The 19,107-nt window shown below is 68.2% G+C and carries 17 protein-coding genes; 9 read left to right on the top strand and 8 right to left on the bottom strand.

All coding sequences use genetic code 11. The annotated features are described in order from the left end of the window. The first annotated feature begins 420 nt into the window (after positions 1 to 420). The 5 genes from GHC57_RS02100 (at position 421) to GHC57_RS02080 (ending at position 7,742) form a co-directional block, all read left to right on the top strand. Positions 421 to 1,260 (top strand): DUF502 domain-containing protein, encoded by an 840-nt coding sequence (locus tag GHC57_RS02100; protein ID WP_170294627.1) that lies wholly within the window; start codon positions 421 to 423, stop codon positions 1,258 to 1,260. A 300-nt stretch (positions 1,261 to 1,560) separates the two neighbouring features. Continuing rightward, on the top strand, positions 1,561 to 3,165 hold the full coding sequence (locus tag GHC57_RS02095) for an ABC transporter substrate-binding protein (RefSeq protein ID WP_246152068.1): 1,605 nt from the start codon (positions 1,561 to 1,563) through the stop codon (positions 3,163 to 3,165). A gap of 92 nt (positions 3,166 to 3,257) precedes the next feature. Then, positions 3,258 to 4,235 carry a TAXI family TRAP transporter solute-binding subunit gene (locus GHC57_RS02090; protein WP_153340626.1) on the top strand — a complete coding sequence of 326 codons (978 nt, stop codon included), beginning with the start codon at positions 3,258 to 3,260 and terminating at the stop codon, positions 4,233 to 4,235. 10 nt (positions 4,236 to 4,245) lie between these two features. Then, entirely contained in the window at positions 4,246 to 6,102 is a 1,857-nt protein-coding gene (locus tag GHC57_RS02085; RefSeq protein WP_343031077.1) for a TRAP transporter permease, read from the top strand. 50 nt (positions 6,103 to 6,152) lie between these two features. Next, positions 6,153 to 7,742 (top strand): gamma-glutamyltransferase family protein, encoded by a 1,590-nt coding sequence (locus GHC57_RS02080; protein ID WP_153340624.1) that lies wholly within the window; start codon positions 6,153 to 6,155, stop codon positions 7,740 to 7,742. A 113-nt stretch (positions 7,743 to 7,855) separates the two neighbouring features. Here the strand turns inward: GHC57_RS02080 and GHC57_RS19265 are convergent, their stop codons facing one another. Together GHC57_RS19265 and GHC57_RS02075 are read right to left on the bottom strand one after the other, a co-directional pair. Then, positions 7,856 to 8,074 carry a hypothetical protein gene (locus GHC57_RS19265; protein ID WP_170294626.1) on the bottom strand — a complete coding sequence of 73 codons (219 nt, stop codon included), beginning with the start codon at positions 8,072 to 8,074 and terminating at the stop codon, positions 7,856 to 7,858. Positions 8,075 to 8,531: 457 nt separating this feature from the next. Continuing rightward, positions 8,532 to 9,401: a squalene/phytoene synthase family protein gene (locus tag GHC57_RS02075; protein WP_170294625.1), complete on the bottom strand. Its 870-nt coding sequence runs from the start codon at positions 9,399 to 9,401 to the stop codon at positions 8,532 to 8,534. 90 nt (positions 9,402 to 9,491) lie between these two features. On the opposite strand from GHC57_RS02075, the gene GHC57_RS02070 reads away from it, so the two are divergent. Further along, positions 9,492 to 10,091, top strand: a complete 600-nt coding sequence (locus GHC57_RS02070) for a superoxide dismutase (protein ID WP_153340620.1) — start codon at positions 9,492 to 9,494, stop codon at positions 10,089 to 10,091. A 292-nt stretch (positions 10,092 to 10,383) separates the two neighbouring features. Here GHC57_RS02070 and GHC57_RS02065 read toward each other — a convergent pair whose 3' ends face one another. The 5 genes from GHC57_RS02065 to GHC57_RS02045 all read right to left on the bottom strand — a co-directional run bounded on the left by GHC57_RS02065 (position 10,384) and on the right by GHC57_RS02045 (position 15,378). Further along, positions 10,384 to 11,133, bottom strand: a complete 750-nt coding sequence (locus GHC57_RS02065) for a GGDEF domain-containing protein (protein ID WP_153340618.1) — start codon at positions 11,131 to 11,133, stop codon at positions 10,384 to 10,386. A gap of 74 nt (positions 11,134 to 11,207) precedes the next feature. Next, positions 11,208 to 12,137, bottom strand: coding sequence for an ABC transporter permease (locus GHC57_RS02060; RefSeq protein WP_153340616.1), 930 nt, complete (start codon positions 12,135 to 12,137; stop codon positions 11,208 to 11,210). Between the two features lies 1 nt (position 12,138). Continuing rightward, a complete protein-coding gene (locus GHC57_RS02055; protein WP_246152067.1) occupies positions 12,139 to 13,257 on the bottom strand; it encodes an ABC transporter permease in 1,119 nt (372 codons plus the stop codon). Then, positions 13,247 to 14,833 carry an ABC transporter ATP-binding protein gene (locus tag GHC57_RS02050; RefSeq protein WP_153340614.1) on the bottom strand — a complete coding sequence of 529 codons (1,587 nt, stop codon included), beginning with the start codon at positions 14,831 to 14,833 and terminating at the stop codon, positions 13,247 to 13,249. Before GHC57_RS02050 ends, GHC57_RS02055 begins: the two co-directional genes overlap by 11 nt. Before the next feature lie 71 nt (positions 14,834 to 14,904). Beyond that, positions 14,905 to 15,378 carry a flavin reductase family protein gene (locus tag GHC57_RS02045; protein WP_153340612.1) on the bottom strand — a complete coding sequence of 158 codons (474 nt, stop codon included), beginning with the start codon at positions 15,376 to 15,378 and terminating at the stop codon, positions 14,905 to 14,907. 236 nt (positions 15,379 to 15,614) lie between these two features. Here GHC57_RS02045 and motA point away from each other — a divergent pair, with 236 nt between their 5' ends. The 3 genes from motA (at position 15,615) to GHC57_RS02030 (ending at position 18,764) form a co-directional block, all read left to right on the top strand. Next, positions 15,615 to 16,472, top strand: coding sequence for a flagellar motor stator protein MotA (motA, locus tag GHC57_RS02040; RefSeq protein WP_153340610.1), 858 nt, complete (start codon positions 15,615 to 15,617; stop codon positions 16,470 to 16,472). A gap of 118 nt (positions 16,473 to 16,590) precedes the next feature. Continuing rightward, complete coding sequence (locus GHC57_RS02035; protein WP_153340608.1) at positions 16,591 to 17,646, top strand: flagellar motor protein MotB; 1,056 nt, start codon at positions 16,591 to 16,593, stop codon at positions 17,644 to 17,646. Between the two features lie 356 nt (positions 17,647 to 18,002). Then, a complete protein-coding gene (locus GHC57_RS02030) occupies positions 18,003 to 18,764 on the top strand; it encodes an arginyltransferase (protein ID WP_153340658.1) in 762 nt (253 codons plus the stop codon). 28 nt (positions 18,765 to 18,792) lie between these two features. Here the strand turns inward: GHC57_RS02030 and GHC57_RS19755 are convergent, their stop codons facing one another. Next, positions 18,793 to 19,011 carry a DUF3126 family protein gene (locus GHC57_RS19755; RefSeq protein WP_246152066.1) on the bottom strand — a complete coding sequence of 73 codons (219 nt, stop codon included), beginning with the start codon at positions 19,009 to 19,011 and terminating at the stop codon, positions 18,793 to 18,795. Positions 19,012 to 19,107 lie beyond the last annotated feature (96 nt).

Below are 19,107 nucleotides of genomic sequence, written 5' to 3'. Positions count from 1 at the left end.
CCGGATCGCGGATCACGATGACAACGGGCAAAGACCCCATCCTGAGACGATCACACGATCCGGTGCGGGGCCCCGGGTGGCCACCCGGGGCCCCGCAACCCGGCATCTCCACAATGCCACAAATCAAACAGACAATCCTGAGCGCCCGAGGGGCGCGAAGGTTCTCGTGATGGGGCACGAACCATGACACCCCTGTCATCTGGATGCGGAGCCCTGGGCTTTCTGGAACGCCTCTTGGTGCTGCCCTAAAATTGCTCCATATGCAGGGAACATTGCGCAGCGCGGAACACGGGTGCCCGGGTCGGAGGCACGGTCGCCCGGGCCGGACCAGCGGTCAGCCGGGGACCGAGGGGCGCGCGCCGCCGTGATGGTTCCGTGATATCACCACAGCCCCTCACGCTCTCGCCGTCGGACACATCCATGGACATGAAGACTCCGCCCCGCTCGCCTCTCCCCTCCGGCTCCCCGCCGCCGCCCCGCGCGTCCCTGACCGCGCGGCTGCGCAATCATTTCCTGGCCGGCATCCTGGTGACCGCGCCGGCCGCGATCACGTTCTTCGTCGCCTGGAAGTTCATCCAGTTCGTGGATGAGCGGGTCGCCGCCTTCATTCCCCAGCAGTACCATCTGCCGTTCAGCATTCCGGGCGTCGGCTTGTTGATCATGGTGGCGGTGCTGATCGGCATCGGCGCCTTCGCCACCGGGCTGGTGGGGCGCATCCTGTTCCGGCTGGGCGAACGCGTGCTCAACCGGATGCCGCTGATCCGCAACATCTACGGGGCGCTCAAACAGATCCTGGAGACGGTGCTGGCGCAGCAGTCCACGGCGTTCCGGCAGGTGGTGCTGGTGGAATACCCGCGCCGGGGCATCTGGGCGATCGCCTTCATCACCGGCGTGACCGAGGGCGAAGTCCAGAACCTGACCGCGCAGGAATGCGTGAACGTGTTCCTGCCGACCACGCCCAACCCCACCTCGGGCTTCCTGCTGTTCGTCCCGCGCCAGGACCTGATCGTGCTCGACATGACGGTGGAGGAGGGCATCAAGATGGTGATCTCGGGCGGCATCGTGACGCCGCCGGACCGGCGCCCGGAAGAGGTCCGTTCGCTGCCGCTGGTGGACACCACCACCGAGGATCCCGCCACCGTCGGCCCGCCCACCGATCGGCGCCGCGATGCCCCCACGGTGGGGACGGGCGGGGCCGCCTCCCCCGCGGCCGCCGCCGCCGGGCAGGCGGACGGGTCCCGCGCCCTGGAGCGGGTGTGAGCGTCTTGCCAACGGGCATCTGACGATGACCGTTGAAGTCCGTGGCCGGCCCTCTCCCCCACCCGGCCGCCCATAGGATACTGGTGTTGGGCGGCCGGGTGGGGGAGAGGGCCGGTGCCGCTGTCATAAGTCCACGAACGGATTTCGCCGAGCATCGTTGACCGTCGCGGTCGGGCGTTCCATCATCGGCGCGGTCCGGGGGACGGTCCGCGTCGCTGCGCCCTGGACGCACCGAGACATCCGCTTGCCGGACACGCGGTGGACCTCGGGTCCGGCGATTCGTTCAGGGAACCGCGCAGAATGAAAATGAACACCGTGTGCGCCGCCGCCGTGGTCGGGCTGATGACCGCGTTCGGCCCCGTCTCCGTCAGCCAGGCGGAAACGCCGCCCGACATGGCGGTCATCGCCTGGCACCTGGACGAGCTGATCACGCTCGACCCCGCCGAGGCCTACGAGTTCGCCGGCGCCGAAGTGGTCGCCAACATCTACGACCGCCTCGTCTATTACGACATCGACAACACGGACGACATTAAGGGCGGGATCGCCGAAAGCTGGACCATCAGCGAGGACGGCAGGACCTTCACCTTCACCATCCGTGACGGCGTGATGTTCCATTCCGGCAACCCGGTCACGGCCGAGGATGCCGCGTGGTCGCTGCAGCGCGTGGTGAAGCTGAACAAGGGGCCGGCCTTCATCCTGGGCGAATTCGGCCTGACGCCGGAGAACGTAGAGGAGAAGGTGCGCGCCACCGATGCCCGCACCCTGGTGTTCGAGACGGACAAGCGCTACGCGCCGTCGTTCGTGCTGAACTGTCTGGGCTCCTGGGTCAGCTCGGTGCTCGACAGCAAGACGGTGATGGCCCACGCCGAGGACGGCGACATGGGCAACGGCTGGCTGAAGACCAACGCCGCCGGCTCCGGTCCGTTCAAGCTGGGCGCCTGGCGTCCCAACGAGGTGGTGCTGCTGGACCGCTTCGACGACTACTATCGGGGGGCGCCGAACATGAAGCGGGTCGCCCTGCGCCACGTGCCGGAGAGCGGCCCCCAGCGCCTGATGCTGGAGAAGGGCGACGCCGACATCGCCCGCAACCTGGGTCCCGAGGACATCGCCGCGCTGGAGGACAACCCGGACATCTCCATCCGCCGCATCCGTCAGGGCGCCGTGACCTATCTGGGCCTGAACCAGAAGAACCCCGATCTCGCCAAGCCCGAGGTGCGCGAGGCCCTGAAGTGGCTCGTGGACTATGACGGCATCGAGCGCAACATCCTCCAGGGCACCAAGGTCACGCATCAGACCTTCCTGCCGGCCGGCTTCCTGGGCGCCATCGAGGACACGCCCTACAGCCTGGACCTGGACAAGGCCCGCGCGCTGCTGGCCGAGGCCGGGCTGGAGGACGGCTTCTCCGTCACCATGGACACCCGCAACACCTTCCCCATCGCCGACGTGGCGCAGGCGCTGCAGGCGACCTGGGCTCAGGTGGGCATCGATCTGGAGATCCTGCCGGGCGACAACAAGCAGACCCTGACCAAGTACCGCGCCCGTCAGCACGACATCTATATCGGCTACTGGGCGCCGGACTACCTGGACCCGCACGGCAACGCCTCGGGCTTCGCCTGGAACCCGGACAACTCCGACGACAGCCCGTACCGGCTGCTGGCGTGGCGCAACGCCTGGGATATCCCCGAGTACACCGCCCGCACCGAGGCGGCTTTGGCCGAGAACGATCAGGCCACCCGCCGCCAGATGTACGAGGACCTTCAGCGCGATTTCCTGAAGGACTCTCCGTTCGTCATCATGTTCCAGAACATCTCGGTGGTGGCCGAGCGCGAGGGCGTGTCCGGCTTCGAGGTCGGGCCCAACTTCGATGTGGTGTACTACCGCAACATCACCAAGGCCGCCGACTAGGCCCTGGCTGTGATCGCGTCCGGTCCGGCCTGCCCATGGGTCGGGCCGGCGCTTTTCTTTTTTTAAAACCAAAACTCTCGGGAGGACGGTTGATGAGTTTCTTCAAGACGCTGGCGGTCGGGGCCGCCGTCACGGCAAGCCTCGCCCTGTCGGCGGCGGCCCCGGCCCAGGCCCAGGAACGCCTGACCCTGAAATCCGCCAAGTCCACTTCGTCCTACTACGTGATGATGGTGCAGCTTGCGGAAATGACCCGGAAGGCCAGCGATGGCCAGATTTCCCCGACCGTGGAGGAAAGCCAGGGCTCGGTGCAGAACGTGAAGGAATCGTTCGTGCGCCCGGGCAACTTCCTGTTCACCACGCCGCCCAGCCTGCTGGCGAGCGCCCGCACCGGCGAAGCGCCCTTTGAGGGCACCACCAACGACGACGCCCGCACCCTGTTCGTGATGCCGTTCGTGACCATCCACTTCGTGGTCGGCGCGGACTCGGGCATCGACAGCGTGGCCGATCTGGCGGACCACACCTTCATCGCGGGCGGCACCGGCACCTTCTGCGAAAAGCGCACCAACAAGATCCTGGATCTGCTCGGTCTGAGCGAGTCCGTGGACATCGCCGAGGTGGAACTGTCGGCCGCCGGCGACGCCATGCGCAACGGCAAGGTGGACGGGTTCGCCACCTGCTCCGCCCATCCCACGCCGCAGTTGGTGGAGCTGGCCACCACGCTGGACCTGAAGATCCTCAGCTTCTCCGAGGAGGAGCGCCAGAAGATCCTCGACCTGGACCCGCTGTCCGGCCCGCTGACCATCGCCGCCGGCACCTATGACGGCCAGGATACCCCGGTGGACACCGTCGGCGTGCCCGTGGGCGCCTACGGCACCGTGCGGATGAGCGACGATGTGGCCTATTTCGTCACCAAGACCTTCTGGGAGTGGAAGGACAAGCTGGCCGACGAAAACCCGTGGTGGGACGGTGTGACCCGCGAGATGATCGTGCAGATGGGCGCCAAGGTGCACCCGGGGGCGATGCGCTACTACGAGGAACAGGGCGTCACCATTCCGGACGACATGAAGTAACGGCGCGATCGTGACCCACCCTGATCCTGTGTCCCGCGACCCCGCCCCCGGCGGGGTCGCCGCGTCCGGGGCCGCCCCACCGTCCTTGCGCGAAACCGTGCGGGCGCTCGGGGTGCTGCCTCTTCTGTTCGGTGCGGCCAGTGTCGGCTTCCACCTCTATCTGGTGTTCGCCGGGCTGTGGCCGCATCTCGTCACCCGCCCCCTGCATCTGATGCTGGCCATCCCCTGGGTGTTTTTCCTGGGGGCGGAGGGCGGCCGGCTGTCGCGCTGGTCGGGCTATGCGCTGGGCGTGCTGGGGCTCGCCTCCGGGGCCTATATCATCGCCTATCACCGACCGCTCGCCGACCAGTACGGCTCGCTGGAGGGCTGGTTGCAGATCACGGTGGCGATCCTGCTGATCGTCACGGTCCTGGAGATGGCGCGGCGCGCCATCAAGGCGGTGCTGCCCGCCGTGGCGGCCGTGGTGCTGCTGTACGGGGCGTTCGGTCATCTGGTGCCGGGACACTTCGGCCACGGGGAGTTGCCGGCCGGCTACTTCCTGGGCACGCTGGTCATCACCGAAGGCGGCCTGTGGAGCACCCTGACCGGGGTCTCCGTCGGCGTGATCGCGCCCTTCATCATCCTGGGCGCGTTCATCTCCGCCGGCGCGGCCGGGACCGGCTTCATGGCCCTGGCGCAGCAGGTGGCGGGGCGCTTCCGGGCGGGGGCGGCCAAGGTCGCCGTGCTGTCCAGCGCCATGTACGGCACCATTTCGGGCGTGGCGGCGGCGAACACCGCCTCCACCGGGATGGTCACCATCCCGGCCATGAAGCGCCTGGGCTATCCGCCGAGTCTGGCGGCGGCGGTCGAGGTCGTGGCCTCCACCGGCGGCCAGATCATGCCCCCTCTGATGGGGGCCACCGTGTTCGTCATGGCCGAGCTGTTGCACCGCCCGTATCTGGAGATCATGGGCGCGGCCACGCCGCCGGCCGTGCTGTTCTTCCTGACCGCGTGGTGGGGCGTCCACCAGTTCGCCATCCGCCTGAACCTGCGGCCCATGGGCACCGCCGATCTGCCCGGTTGGGGGCTGGTCGCGCGCACCGTGCCGTTCTTCCTGGTGCCGTTCACGATCCTGATCGTGTTCCTGGCCTTCACCCGGTTTACGCCGGCCTATGCGGCGGCGGTGGCGATCGTCGTGACCGTGTTGATGCTGATCGCGGACCCGGACGGGCGGGTGTCGCTGTCCGGCTGGCTGTCGCGGATCCTGACCGGGATCGTGGGCGCGGGCCGGCAGGTGGCCAACATCGCGGCCATCATCGTGTGTGCCAGCCTGATCGTCGGCGTGTTCAACATGACCGGCATCGGGGTCAAGATCACGTCGCTGATCCTGTCCGCCTCGGGTGGGGACCTTTGGCTGGCCCTGCTGCTGACGGGCCTGGCGAGTCTGGTGCTGGGCATGGAGCTGCCGACCACGGCGGCCTACATCATCGCCGTGGCGGTGGCCGGGCCGGCGCTGGTGGAACTGGGGCTGCCGGAGCTCTACGCGCATATGTTCGTGTTCTGGTACGCCCTGTTGTGCACGATCACGCCGCCCGTGTGCGGCAACGTGTTCATCGCGGCCGGAATCGCGCAGACACCCTGGATTCCCGTCTCCCTGCGGGCCATGCAGCTTGGCATAGGACTCTTCATCGTCCCCCTGGGCTTTGTGTCTAATCCGTCACTGCTGGCCCTGTCCGAAGCGCCTATCCTGACCCTGTTGGCCACCGCCAAAGTGGGACTCGGTGTGTGGCTCATCAGCTTCGCGGCCATCGATCCGTTCCGGCGCTGGTGGAGCCGGCCGGTGGCGATGGTCCTGGGGGCGGCCGTCATCTTCCTCGGCGGAGTCTGACCCGACTCCGCCGGGGGGCGGCGCCCTCCTCGGGATCAGGAGACTGACACATGCTGCACGCCCGCACTGGCCTGTCCGGCATGGTTTCGGCGCCCCATCACCTGGCCGCGCAGGCGGGGCGCGACATCCTCAAGGAGGGCGGGACCGCCGTGGAAGCGATGGTGGCCGCTGCCGCGACCATCGCCGTGGTCTACCCGCACATGAACGCCATTGGCGGCGACGGCTTCTGGCTGATCGCCGAGCCCGGCCGGGACCCCATCGCGATCCGCGCCTGTGGGCCGGCGGCGGCGGGGGCCACGCCGGAACGCTATCGGGGCCTGGGCTACGAGACCATCCCGGCGCGGGGCCCCATGGCGGCGCTCACCGTGGCCGGCGCGGTCGGCGGCTGGGCGGCGGCGCTGGAGGCCACGCGCGATTGGACGGCGCGCCCGCTGCCAGTCGCGCGGCTGATGGCCGACGCGGTGCATCAGGCCCGGGCCGGGGTCGCGGTGACGCGCTCCCAGGCGGCGTTGACGGCGTCCAAGTGGGCTGAGCTGGCAACGGTGCCGGGGTTCGCCGAGACCTTCGCCCCTGGCGGGCAGCCCCCGGCCGAAGGGACCGTGCTGCGCCTGCCCGCGCTGGCGGATACCCTGGAGCGGCTGGGGGTCGCGGGTCTCGACGACTTCTATCGCGGCGACGTGGCGCGGGCGATGGCCGCCGGCCTGGAGAGGGTCGGCGCGCCCGTGGACCTGGCCGACCTGGACGCCTACCGGGCGGCGCGCGTTGCGCCGCTGTCCGTGGACCTGTCGCACGGGCGCGTGTTCAACCATCCGCCGCCCACACAGGGTGTGTCCACGCTGATGATCCTGGGCCTGTTCGACCGGCTGGGCGTGCGGGAGGCGGACGGCTTCGCCCATGTCCACCGCCTCGTCGAGGCCACCAAGCGCGCCTTCCTGCTGCGCGACGCCCACGTGGGCGATCCGAACCGCATGAGCGTCAGCGCCGCCGACTGGCTGACGCCGACCGCGCTGAACGCCGAGGCGCGGCGCATCCATCCGTCCCGGGCGTTGCCGTGGCCCTACACCGGGCAGGAGGGCGATACTGTCTGGATGGGCGCGGCGGACCGCGAGGGCCGCGTCGTCAGCTACATCCAGAGTGTGTATTGGGAGTTCGGCTCCGGCGTCGTGGTGCCGGACACGGGCGTGATCTGGCAGAACCGGGGGGCGGGGTTCTCGCTGGACGCGGGGCCGAACCAGTTGGGGCCGGGACGGCTGCCGTTCCACACCCTCAATCCGTCGCTGGCGCGCCTGAAGGATGGCCGGGTGCTGGCCTTCGGCACCATGGGCGGCGAGGGGCAGCCGCAGACCCAGGCCGCGGTGTTCACGCGGCACGTGGTGTTCGGCCAGGACCTGCAGGCGGCTGTGACCGCGCCGCGTTGGTTGCTGGGGCGGACCTGGGGCGCGGAAACGACCACGCTCAAGCTGGAAAACCGCTTTGCGCCCGGGCTGTATGACCAGTTGCGCGCGGCCTTGCATGTGGTGGAGGTGGTCGGCCCGTTCGAGGACATGATGGGCCACGCCGGGGCGGTCTGCGTGCTGCCGACGGGGGGGATGCTCGGCGCGGCCGATCCCCGGGGAGACGGCGCCTGCGCGGCCTGCTGACGGCGCCGTCCGACCGTTCGGGCGCGACAAAAGGCGAACGCCCAGGGCGTCCGCCTTTTCAGCCGGTTCGGGTCGGTCCTGTCGCCGCGCCTCTGCCCGGGGGGCAGGGGGGGCTAATTCATGCCGTTCAGGCGCAGCACGGCCTGTCCCCACACAGAGGACTCAGGGGCGGCGATGATGTGGTCCGGTCCGCTGCCCGCCATCGCCACATCGTGGGAGGCAGGCATGAGACCGTTTCCGGTCGCGAGGCCGGCATGAAGGACCATGCTCAGAGCGATGACCGCCGCAACGCCGACGATGTGCTCGATGGGGGTGCCTGCATCTCGCTGCATTTCGATGTCTCCGTCCTTACAACCGACAGGGGGCGGAGTGCCCAGTTAAACCGCCCTCATGGTTCAAGCCCACGAGGAAATTCAGATTATGACGAAAGTTCAGGGTTTGCAAGTCGCTGATTCTTCGCAATTTTTCATAAATTTAATTTTGACCTTAAATTCCATGGGCCTATTCCGGCGCGTTAAGACAGGGGGTCAGGCCGTGATCGCGCCTGAGTCAACATGATCGGCCTGAAGGTTCAACCGATCCCACATGTTGTGGGGGTGGCGGCGCGCTGCGGACGGCGGCACGCTGAATCAACACGATCTCATATCCTGTATCAGAACAATCGGGCAAAATCTTGGCGCGGCCTTGCATTTTTGGCGTGGCAGGCATGAGCCCTGGCCCCGCCAGGACGGCGCCGACCACGGGCTCCGACACGCCGTTTCGGCTCCGTCTGGACCCGACTCCGCGCCGTCAGCGCCCGCGCAGCGGGGCCGTGAGCAGGGCCAGCATGGGCGGGCGGAGCAGGGCCACCCGCCCGTCGTAGGGATCGGCGTCGGCGCGCCTGAGGACCCGGCAGGTCTGTGCCGCCAGGATCGACAGCCGCAGGACCGGCCGGGCGGACCGCTCCGCGTGGCGGGCCGCCTGACCGGCGGTGGCCCGTTCGGCCTCGGCCGTGTCCAGGAGGGCCCGCACGCCCGCCCGGATGCCCACCCGGTCGGTGTCGCGCCCGGCGAGGATGCCCGCTCCGTCTTGCCCCGACGCCATGACGGCGTCAGTGGGCAGCCGCAGACGACCGCTCCGGATGGCCTGCGGCGTGTTCCGGGCCAGCATGGCCAGGCCCCAGGCGGTGCCCGCGTGGCGGGCGGCCTCCCGGCTGGCGGGGGTCTCCGCCCCGAGCGCCAGGGCAGCCGCCTCGGCCAGCGCGCCGTCGGTGGCCGCCGCCAGCGCGCGCGCGGCCGTGGCATCCACCGGCGGGTCAGGGGCGAGATCGTCCGCGTGGCCCTGCAGCACCGTCTCCAGCAGGGCGGGGCCGTCCGGACCGAGGCGGGGCAGGGCCTCCCGCGCCAGCGCCTCGGCCACCGGATTGCCGCGCGCGGCGGCCTGGGAGTCCTCGGCCGCGATCAGGTCGCGCCAGTACTGCAGCCGCATGACTCCGAGCACCGGCTCGCTGACCAACCCCGGGATGCGCCGCAGTTCGACGGCCAGCGCGAACAGCGCGAACAGGGCCTCGCGCCGGGCGGCGGGGGCCATCAGGGCGAGCACGAACCGATCGCGATCGTGCCGCCGGACGAGGGCGGCCGACGGCGACAGGCCAGCCTCGGGGGGGTCTTTTTGAGGCATTCCACACTTCACATCGGCATCGGGTGGACCTATGTACGCTTGGGTCCGCGCCCTTCCCATTTCATTTCACATAATCTGACGAGGTTGCGAATGGCTTTCGAGCTTCCCCCCCTGCCTTACGACAAATCGGCTCTGGAGCCCCACATGTCGGCCCAGACGCTGGAGTTCCACTACGGCAAGCACCATCAGACCTACGTCACGAACCTGAACAACCTGACCAAGGACACGCCCATGGCTGACATGGGCCTGGAAGAGGTCATCATGAAGGCGTGGGCCGACAAGAACACGGGTGTGTTCAACAACGCCGCCCAGGTCTGGAACCACACCTTCTTCTGGCACGGCATGAAGGCCGGCGGCGGTGGCGCGCCCACCGGCGCGATCAAGGAAAAGATCGACGAGGCCTTCGGATCGTTCGATAAGTTCAAGGAGGACTTCAAGGCCGCCGGCGCGACTCAGTTCGGGTCCGGATGGGCCTGGCTGGTGGTCGAGAACGGCGCCCTGAAGATCACCAAGACGCCCAACGCCGAACTGCCGATGGTCAACGGGCAGACCGCGCTTCTGACCTGCGATGTGTGGGAGCACGCCTACTATCTGGACTTCCAGAACCGCCGTCCGGACTTCCTGACCAGCTTCCTGGATAATCTGGTGAACTGGGACTTCGTGAACGAGAACCTCGCGAAGGCGGCGTAATCGAACGATCCCCAACCGACGACCGGCCACCCGGAGCCCCCTCCGGGTGGCCGTGCTGTTTTCGGACAAGAGTCAAGACGCGCGCATGGCATCCCCAGGGCAACGGGCTCAGGTTAACATGACGGCCTGTTCCGCGCTGTCAGAGCAGGCCTCCCGAGATCCCTCGTCTCGCTTCGCTCACTCGGGATGACACACGAAAAACGATTGGATGTCATCCTGAAGCCGCGAAGCGGCTGAAGGACCTCGAGCGCAGGTCTACGATCCCCTGCAAAGACCTGGAAGAGCGATCCCGTTACCCTGAGCCCGTCGCCCTGGCGGCATCCCCGTGGCGCCGCTTGTGGCGGTACATGGCCGCGTCGGCCCGGTCCAGGGCCTCCTGGAGGGACAGACCGGGCTCGAACGCACACACGCCGCAGGAGACGCTGAGCGCGCGCTCACCGCCGCCGGGCATGGTCACGGTGCGCTCGGCCACGGCCGCGCCGATCCGGTCGGCCGTGATCTGGGCGCCGATGCGGTCCATGTCCATCAGCACGACACCGAACTCGTCCCCGCCCAGCCGGCCCAGCAGGTCGGATGACCGGGTGCTCTCCACCAGGGCGGCGGCGACCTGCCGGATGACCTCGTCGCCGGCGGCGTGACCGGCGTGGTCGTTGATCGGCTTCAGGTGGTCCACGTCCACCATCAGAAGGGCGATGTCGTGGCCGTGCCGCTCGGCGTACGCGATCATGCGTTCCAGCTCGCGCACGAACGAGCGGCGGTTGCGCAGCGGCACCAGGGGGTCGATGTCGGCCAGCGTCTCCGCCTGGGCGAGCTGCTCACGCAGGGTGGCGATCTCGTGGCGCAGGTGGCCCACCTCGCCCAGCAGCATGTCCATGGCCGCCTGCACCGCGGGCGTCACCTCGCTGTCCGGGATGCCCAGCACATGCGCCACCGGCCGGTCGAGCCCGACGGCCGGCCGGGGGGCCGTGATACGGTCCTCGCGCCCCGGACGGGCATAGGCCCGGGAGGCGTGCGACGGAGCCACTCGATCCAGTTTGCGCATGGGCAGTCTCGACCCTTCCGAAGGTGAGGCTCTTTAACGCCTGTGCGTTAACGGAAGGTGACCGGATCAATATGTCAAAAGTCGGGCCGAAAGATTTTCCCCAGGCAGGCCGGCGCATTGAGGCGGATCTTGGTCTCGTCGCGTGAGATGAGCACCAGCACGAGGATCGTCGCCAGATACGGCAGCATGGACAGGATGTGCGAGGAGATCTCCACCCCCAGCCCCTGGGCGTGCAACTGCACGATGGTCACGCCGCCGAACAGATAGGCGCCCAGCAGCGCCCGGCCGGGCTTCCAGGTGGCGAAGACCACCAGGGCCAGCGCGATCCAACCCCGGCCGGCGGTCATGTTCTCCACCCACATGGGCGTGTAGGCGAGCGAAAGATACGCGCCCGCCAGACCGGACATGGCCCCGCCGAACAGGACGCACAGATAGCGGATGGCGATCACCGGATAGCCGATGGCGTGGGCGGCGGTATGGTTCTCGCCCACCGCCCGGATCACCAGCCCGGCGCGGGTGCGGTGCAGGAACCAGCCGACGGCCACGGTGAGGGCCACCGAGGCATAGACCAGCGGGTCCTGGCCGAACAGCACCGGCCCGATCAGCGGCAGGTCCGACAGCCCCGGGATGTCCAAAGGCTTCAGGCTGGTGATCGGAATGCCGATGAAGTCCTTGCCGACGAACGCCGAAAGGCCGATGCCGAAGATGGTCAGGGCCAGCCCGGTGGCCACCTGGTTGGACATCAGGCTGAGCGTCATGACCCCGAACAGGAACGCCACGAGCATGGACGCCACCATGGCGGCCAGGATCGCCAGGGGCAGATTGCCGGTGGCCACGGCGGTCGCGAAGGCGGCGACCGCGCCCACCAGCATCATGCCCTCGACGCCCAGATTAAGGACGCCGGACTTTTCCGTGACCAGTTCTCCGATCGCGGCGAGCGCCAGCGGCGTGGCGGCCCGGATGGTGGCCACCAGCAGGGCGGCGATGGCGTCGAGCCCATCCATGTCAGGCGGTCCCCCCCGTCTCGGGCTCAGGCGTGGATGTCGGCGCGGGCGCGGGCGCGCGTCGCGGCCCGAACCGCACCCGGTGATGGATCAGCACATCCGACGCCAGCAGGAAAAACAGGATCATGCCCTGGAAGACGCCGGTCATGGCGCGCGGCAACCCCATTTCGATCTGCAGGGTGTCGCCCCCCAGATAGGTCAGCGCCATGAACAGGCCCGCCAGAAGAATGCCGAGCGGATGCAGACGGCCCAGGAACGCAACGATGATGGCCGTGAATCCGTAGCCCGGCGAGATCTGCGGGTGCAACTGCCCGATGGGGCCGGCAACCTCGACCATGCCCGCCAGCCCGGACAGCCCGCCGCCGCACAGCAGGCCCAGCCAGACCACCCGGGCCTGACTGAACCCGGCATAGCCGCCCGCGCGCGGCGCGAGGCCGATCACCTTGACCTGGAAGCCGATGAACGAGTGCATGAGCAGCACCCAGACCGCGCCCACGGCGACGATGGCGAACAGCGCGCCGGCGTGCAGGCGGGTGCCCTCGATCAGCGCGGGCAGCATGGCCGAGTCCCCGAACAGCGCGGTTTCCGGGAAGTTGAACCCGGCCGGGTCGCGCCAGGGCCCGTGCACCAGATAACCCAGCAGCAGCCCCGCCACGTAGGTGAGCATCAGGCTCACCAGGATCTCGTTGGCGTGGAAACGGGTCCGCAGAAAGGCCGGGATGGCCGCCCAGGCCATGCCGCCGATCATGCCCGCGACCACCATCGCCGGCAGCAGCCACGGGGCGTTCGCGTCGCCGGCCCACAGCGCCAGTCCGCCCGCGAAGATGGCGCCCAGGATCAACTGCCCCTCGGCGCCGATGTTCCAGACGTTGCCCCGAAAGCCGACCGCCAGCCCCAGGGCGCACAGCACCAGCGGGGTGGCCTTCACGACCAGTTCGCTGAGCCCGAAGCTGGTGGTCAGGGGGGCGACGAAAAAGACGTACAGCGCCTCGACCGGGTCGTAGCCCAGCGCGCCGAACATGACCAGCCCGGCCAGGGCTGTCAGGGCCGCCGCCACCAGGGGGGTCAGATACACCATCACCCGGGAGCGCTCCGGGCGCGCCTCCAGCCTAGGCCACATGCCCCGGTCCTTTCATCGTCGTGTCGTCGTTGGTGGGGCCGGTCGGCCCGTGGTCGGTGAACAGGCCCCCCATCAACAGGCCGATGTCCTCCGCCGTCACCGCGTGGATGGGCTGGCTGTCGGACAGCCGCCCGGCGGCGATCACCGCGATCCGGTCGGACAGGGTGTACAGCTCGTCCAGGTCCTGCGAGATCACCAGGATCGCCGCGCCCCGGTCCCGCAGATCCACCAGAGCCTGATGGATCGCCGCCGCCGAGCCCGCGTCCACGCCCCAGGTGGGGTGGGCGGCGACCAGAACCTTGGGCGCCTGAAGGATTTCGCGGCCGATGATGAACTTCTGAAGGTTGCCGCCGGACAGGCTGCGCGCCTCGGACTCGCTGCCGCGCGCGATCACGTTGAAGGCGTGGATCACCCGGCTCGCAAAACCATGCGTATGACGCCGCCGCACCAGGCCGCGCCGGACCAGGCTGCCGTGACGGTAGGCGGACAGCAGGGCGTTGTCCGCCAGGCTGAGGTCCGGCACCGCGCCTTGCCCCAACCGCTCTTCCGGCACCACGGCCAGCCCCAGGTCGCGCCGGGCGCGCGGTCCCAGGTGTCCGGCCGGCGTGCCGTTGATAAGGATGGCCTCGGGCCGCGCCACCAGGCGTTCGCCGGACAGCGCGCGCATCAGGGCATTCTGTCCATTGCCGGCCACGCCCGCGATGCCCAGGATCTCGCCCGGCCGCACGGCCAGGGAAATGTCGCGCAGGTCCGTGCCGTGCGGATCGTCGCGGTCCATGTCCAGCGCGTTGACCGCCAGGAGTGGGGCATGGTCTTCGCTGGTGGTGGTCCGGCGCTCCGACAGATCCGGCAGCTCGGCGCCGATCATCATGCGGGCCAGCGAGCGGGCGGTCTCCGCCCGGGGGTCCACGGTCGCGATCATGCGGCCGCCGCGCAGCACCGAGGCCCGGTCGCACAGCGCGCGGATCTCGTCGAGCTTGTGGGAGATGTACAAGATCGACCGCCCCTCCGCCTGCAGGCGGCGCAGCACCTCGAACAGCGCCAGCGCCTCGCGCGGGGTCAGCACCGAGGTGGGCTCGTCGAGGATGATGAGTCGGGGATCGCCGAGCAGGCAGCGCACGATCTCGACCCGCTGGCGCTCGCCCACGGACAGTTCGTGGACATGGCGGGTGGGGGAGACCGCGAGGCCGTAGCCGTCGGACACGGCCCGGATTCGCTCGGACAGGGCCTCCATACCCGGGGCCCCGTCCAGGCCCAGGGCGACGTTCTCGGCCACGGTCAGGGACTCGAACAGCGCGAAGTGCTGGTAGACCATGCCGATTCCCAGGCGGCGGGCGTCCGACGGGGTCTGGACGCGGACCGGCTGGCCCTCCCACCACATCTCGCCGGCGTCGGCGGACAATACGCCGTTGACGATCTTCATCAGCGTGGATTTGCCGGCGCCGTTCTCGCCGAGCAGGGCGTGACACTCCCCGGGCATGACCGAGAGGTCCACCCGGTCGTTCACCAGAACCCCCGGGAAACTCTTGCAGAGTCCCCTCAGGTCGAGGCGCGGTGTGCCGGGCGTCGGGCTCATCGCCCGCACCCTCTGGTGAGTCGGTGTCGCACCGCCATGTCCGCTCCGTTTCGCCTGGGGCGCGCGGTTGGCTAGCCCAGCGCCGCGTATCCGCCGCGATAGTAGATCAGGGGCGCGCCGTCCTCGGTGCGGTCCACCCGTGTGACCGTCGCCACGATGATGTCGTGGTCGCCGCCGTCGGCGATGTGTTCGGGCGTGCACTCGATGACGGCCAGGCAGCCGTCCAGCACGGGCGCGCCGTTCCGCCCGGGGGTATGGGCGATGCCGGCGAAGCGATCATCGCGCTTTTCGGCGAAGCGGTTGGAGACCGCCTGTTGCCTGTGCGACAGAACGTTGACGGCAAAGGGGCCGCGCCGGAAGGTCTCGCGGTTCGAAACGCGTTTATCGAGGCAGATCAGGATCATCGGCGGATCCAGCGAGACCGAACAGAAGGCGCTGACGGTCAGGCCGACCGGCTGTCCCGTGTCGTCGAGCGCCGTGACCACGGTCACGCCGGACGCGAAACTGCCCAAGGCTTTCCTGAAGGACACCGAATCAACCGTCATGAACCCCTGCCTCGCCTGTCGTGCGGTGCAGGCGTCTTAGCGCATCACGGCAGGAGCGCCAACGCCTGATTTCCGTTGGCCGAAACCAGTTGTTCATGTATGTCGCTACATCATGAGGTGTCGAACGCCGACCCATGTGGTCGTGCGGCTGGAAGTCCGACAGGACCGAGACGCCTCGGGGCTGCGACCCCAGAAGGGGTGATCGCCCGGACGCTTGAACAGGGTTGCGTGCACCGATGCTCGTCATCGTAGGGACTATCGTCGTTATTGTTTCCGTTCTCGGCGGCTATGCCCTTGCTGGGGGACACCTGGATGTTCTCTGGCAGCCGTACGAATTCGTGATCATTTTCGGTGCGGCCTTCGGCGCCTACGTTATAGGCAACCCAAAAACACTTCTGTCAAACACGTTCAAGGCCATTGGCCCCATGCTGAAGGGGCCGAAGTACAAAAAGGCTGACTATTTAGAGCTGTTGACGCTCTTGTATACGCTGTTCAGATTGGCGAAGACGAAGGGCGATCTGGCGCTGGAAAGCCACGTTGAGAAGCCGGAAGAGAGCCCCCTGTTCCAGAAGTTTTCCGGGTTTTCCTCCAATCACCATAATCTTGAGTTTCTCTGCGATTATCTGCGTCTGTTGACCCTTGGCACGAACAACTCCCACGAGGTCGAGACGATCATCGAAGGCGAGATCGAGTCTCATCACAAGGAGCACCACGCCGTCGCCGAGGCGGTGACCAACATGGCCGACGCCATGCCGGCGCTGGGCATCGTGGCGGCGGTGCTGGGCGTGATCCACACCATGGGTTCGATCACCGAACCGCCGGAGGTGCTGGGCCACCTGATCGGCGCCGCCCTCGTCGGCACGTTCTCCGGCGTGCTGTTCTCCTATGGCTTCTTCGCGCCGTTCGGGCGCGCCATCGGCAACGCCTATGATGCGGACACCGAATACCTGAATTGCATCAAGGCCGGTCTGCTGGCCCACATGCAAGGCTATGCGCCGCAGGTTTCCATCGAGTTCGCGCGCAAGATCCTCTCGCCCTCCGTGCGGCCCACCTTCGCCGAGGTCGAAGACGCGGTCACGAATTCGTCGGACTGAGGTCCGCCCCGGGCCGCCCGGCGTAAGACGGCTGTCTTAACCTCCTGTTCAAGCCCCGCGCCTATGGTAGGGGGATGTCTCAAGGTCTCAGTGCAAGGGGCTTCCGGCAAACCGATCCATGGCCGACGACAAAAACGCCATCATCATCAAGCGCGTCAAGAAAGGCGGGCACGCCCACCATGGTGGAGCGTGGAAGGTGGCGTACGCCGACTTCGTGACGGCCATGATGGCGTTCTTCCTGCTGTTGTGGCTGCTCAACTCGGTGACGGAAGAGCAGCTTGAGGGCATTTCCAACTACTTCGCCCCGACCGCCGTGTCCTCCAGTTCCAGCGGCGCGGGCGGCATGCTGGGCGGGCAGGTGGTGGGCGAGGGGGCGAATCAATCCCAGTCCGCCTCGCCGCTCGATCAGCCCATGCTGCCGCCGCCAACCGTGGGCTTCGGCGGCAACGACTTCACCGACCCGGCCGAGGGTCTGACCCTGAACGAGGATCAGCCCGATGTCCCCACCGGCGAGGGAGAGAGCATGGGCGAGGGCGACGGGCCGGGCGACGGGGCCGCCGCCGAGGATCCGGCGGCCGCGGCCGCCGCACAGGCGGCGGCGGAGTCGGCCCGCGAGGCCGCCCAGGAAGACGGGTTCGAGCAGGCGGCCCAGGCGCTTCGGCAGGCCATCCAGGCCGTCCCGGACCTGGAGAAGTTCAAGGAGAACCTGATCATCGACGAGACCGAGGACGGCCTGAAGATCCAGCTTCTGGACCAGGATCGGCTCGCGATGTTCCCGGCGGGCTCATCGGCGATGTATGAGCACACCCGCATCCTGCTCCGTCTGGTCGGGGAGGCCATCAAGGAGATCCCGAACACCCTGCTCATCACCGGGCACACGGACAACGCGCCGTTCCTGGACCCCACGGGCTACAGCAACTGGGAACTGTCGGCCGACCGGGCGCTGGCCAGCCGGCGCGTGCTGCTCTCGGCCGGCATCGACCCGGCACGCATTGAGGCCGTCATCGGCAAGGCGGGCGTGGAGCCGCTGCTTGCGGATGCCCCCAACGATCCGCGCAACCGGCGCATCGACATCGTGCTGTTGCGGAATGCCGACCTGTACGACGCGGCCTTGGCGGACCAGATTCCGCCGCTGCCCAGCGTCATCGACGCCGCGCCCGCCCGGGATTTCTGATCCGATTCACCCGCGCGGCCATCCGGTCGAACCGCCTGCGGCCCCGGGGCAACGGGTTCAGGTTAACATGACGGCACGGTCCGCGGCGTCGGAGCAGGCCTGTCGAGATCCCTCGTCTCGCTTCGCTCACTCGGGATGACTCACTAAACTATAAGAGGTCATCCTGAGGCCGCGAAGCGGCTGAAGGACCTCGAGCGTAGGTCTCCGACCCAGGGCAAAGACCTGGAAGAATGATGCCGTGAACCTGAGCCCGTCGCCCTGCCCGCGCCACGGACCGGGTTGTCGTCTGCGGGAGCATGGTCCATATGTCGGACAGCGGGCCACGCCGGCCCGGCCCCAGCAGAGTCGGTGCGATGATGGACCAGACACCGCTGAAGAAACCCCAGTTCTTCTTCACCACGGCGCCGATGCCGTGCCCGTATCTTGAAGGACGGCTGGAACGCAAGATCGTCACCGACCTGACCGGGCCGGGTGCGGACGATGTGCATGACGCCCTGTCCCGGGCGGGGTTTCGCCGCAGCCACACCATCGCCTATGCCCCGGCCTGTCCCGGATGTCAGGCCTGCCTGCCGGTGCGCATCGTGGCCGGCGCGTTCACGGCGCGCGGCACGCTCAAGCGAATCCGGAAGGCCAATGCGGACCTGTCCGTGACGGTGCTGCCGGCCAGCGCCACCGCCGAGCAGTACCAGTTGTTCTCGCGCTATCAGCAGGCGCGCCACGGGGACAGCGACATGGCGCTGATGGGGTTCTTCGACTACCGCTCGATGGTGGAGGACAGCCCCATCGACACGGCGATGGCCGAGTTCCGCGATCCCGACGGCACGCTGGTGGCCGGATGCCTGCTCGATCGCATGAACGACGGCCTGTCGGCCGTCTACTCGTTCTTTGATCCGGACAGCCCACCCAAACGCAGCCTGGGCACGCATATGGTGCTCTGGCTGGTCCAGCAGGCCCGGACCGAGGGCCTGGACTACGTCTATCTGGGGTACTGGATCGAGGACAGCCGCAAGATGGCCTACAAGCGCCGTTTCCGGCCCTTGGAAGCCTTCGGGGCCGAGGGCTGGCAGCGGCTCGAGACGGGGCCCTCACCGGACGCCGACACGGACGACGGCGCTTAGGATCCGGCGGCGCGGCGCGGTCCCGGCCTCACCGGGTGGCGGGCAGATCCACGTCCAGAATGCTCATGTTGAAATCATAGGACACCTCGCCCTCTTCCTCGTCACGGTAGAGCGTGCCGATGAATTCGCCGTCGAGCCACACCTCGACGGGTTCGTTCGCCTTTTTGGGGGCCTTGACGGTGATGCCGTCGTTGCCGAAGGTGCGGCGCAGATAGGTTTCGACCAGCGTACATTCCTGGCGGTTCAACACGGCCTCCCGTCGTTGTGAAGTCGGGGACTGACGGACCGCCCCCGATGGCGGACGCCCCGGTTGCAGCACGGATCGCCCGTGAGGGTCAATGGG

This window comes from Roseospira navarrensis (genome assembly GCF_009601025.1).
GTDB classification, from domain to species: domain Bacteria; phylum Pseudomonadota; class Alphaproteobacteria; order Rhodospirillales; family Rhodospirillaceae; genus Rhodospira; species Rhodospira navarrensis.
The sequence above is the reverse complement of the archived record's forward strand: the minus strand, read 5'-3'. Positions and strand labels throughout refer to the sequence as shown.

Bases quoted from the DNA above. Each gene is read 5' to 3' on its own strand.
- GHC57_RS02065 (WP_153340618.1), bottom strand. From the start codon at position 11,133: ATGCGCAAACTGGATCGAGTGGCTCCGTCGCACGCCTCCCGGGCCTAT.
- GHC57_RS02050 (WP_153340614.1), bottom strand. From the start codon at position 14,833: ATGAGCCCGACGCCCGGCACACCGCGCCTCGACCTGAGGGGACTCTGC.
- GHC57_RS02035 (WP_153340608.1), top strand. From the start codon at position 16,591: ATGGCCGACGACAAAAACGCCATCATCATCAAGCGCGTCAAGAAAGGC.
- GHC57_RS02060 (WP_153340616.1), bottom strand. From the start codon at position 12,137: ATGGATGGGCTCGACGCCATCGCCGCCCTGCTGGTGGCCACCATCCGG.
- GHC57_RS02090 (WP_153340626.1), top strand. From the start codon at position 3,258: ATGAGTTTCTTCAAGACGCTGGCGGTCGGGGCCGCCGTCACGGCAAGC.
- GHC57_RS02100 (WP_170294627.1), top strand. From the start codon at position 421: ATGGACATGAAGACTCCGCCCCGCTCGCCTCTCCCCTCCGGCTCCCCG.
- motA (WP_153340610.1), top strand. From the start codon at position 15,615: ATGCTCGTCATCGTAGGGACTATCGTCGTTATTGTTTCCGTTCTCGGC.
- GHC57_RS02055 (WP_246152067.1), bottom strand. From the start codon at position 13,257: ATGTGGCCTAGGCTGGAGGCGCGCCCGGAGCGCTCCCGGGTGATGGTG.
- GHC57_RS02075 (WP_170294625.1), bottom strand. From the start codon at position 9,401: ATGCCTCAAAAAGACCCCCCCGAGGCTGGCCTGTCGCCGTCGGCCGCC.
- GHC57_RS02030 (WP_153340658.1), top strand. From the start codon at position 18,003: ATGGACCAGACACCGCTGAAGAAACCCCAGTTCTTCTTCACCACGGCG.
- GHC57_RS02080 (WP_153340624.1), top strand. From the start codon at position 6,153: ATGCTGCACGCCCGCACTGGCCTGTCCGGCATGGTTTCGGCGCCCCAT.
- GHC57_RS02070 (WP_153340620.1), top strand. From the start codon at position 9,492: ATGGCTTTCGAGCTTCCCCCCCTGCCTTACGACAAATCGGCTCTGGAG.
- GHC57_RS19265 (WP_170294626.1), bottom strand. From the start codon at position 8,074: ATGCAGCGAGATGCAGGCACCCCCATCGAGCACATCGTCGGCGTTGCG.
- GHC57_RS02095 (WP_246152068.1), top strand. From the start codon at position 1,561: ATGAAAATGAACACCGTGTGCGCCGCCGCCGTGGTCGGGCTGATGACC.
- GHC57_RS02045 (WP_153340612.1), bottom strand. From the start codon at position 15,378: ATGACGGTTGATTCGGTGTCCTTCAGGAAAGCCTTGGGCAGTTTCGCG.